Source organism: Micrococcus sp. GbtcB5 (assembly GCF_019091605.1).
Classification (GTDB): domain Bacteria; phylum Actinomycetota; class Actinomycetes; order Actinomycetales; family Micrococcaceae; genus Micrococcus; species Micrococcus luteus.
In genome coordinates this window covers 1-234 of sequence record NZ_JAGXJK010000508.1, presented here as the reverse complement: position 1 = coordinate 234, position 234 = coordinate 1, and the positions used below count along the sequence as shown (strand labels likewise).

Here is a 234-nt window from a genome sequence, read left to right as displayed (position 1 = left end):
GGCGGCTGCGCCGGCCCTGGGCAGGGACTCACCCGACAGCGTCGCCAGCGCGGCGGCCCCGGGCAGCGCGGCCCCCGGGGAGGCGGCGCGGCGGCCCGGCGCGAGCCACACCCGGGCGACGTCGGGCAGGGCGGTGAGCCCGGCGAGGGCGGCGCGCCACAGTCCGCGGGCCTCCTCGCGCGGCAGCGACCGGACGGTGCGGTACCCGCACGCGGTGGGCAGGGTTCCGGCGAG

Annotated in this window: 1 pseudogene; it reads right to left on the bottom strand. The window is 83.8% G+C overall.

Annotated features, from left to right (window positions below):
* A pseudogene (locus tag KVS67_RS13285) lies at nt 1-234 on the bottom strand (hypothetical protein); the annotation flags it as partial.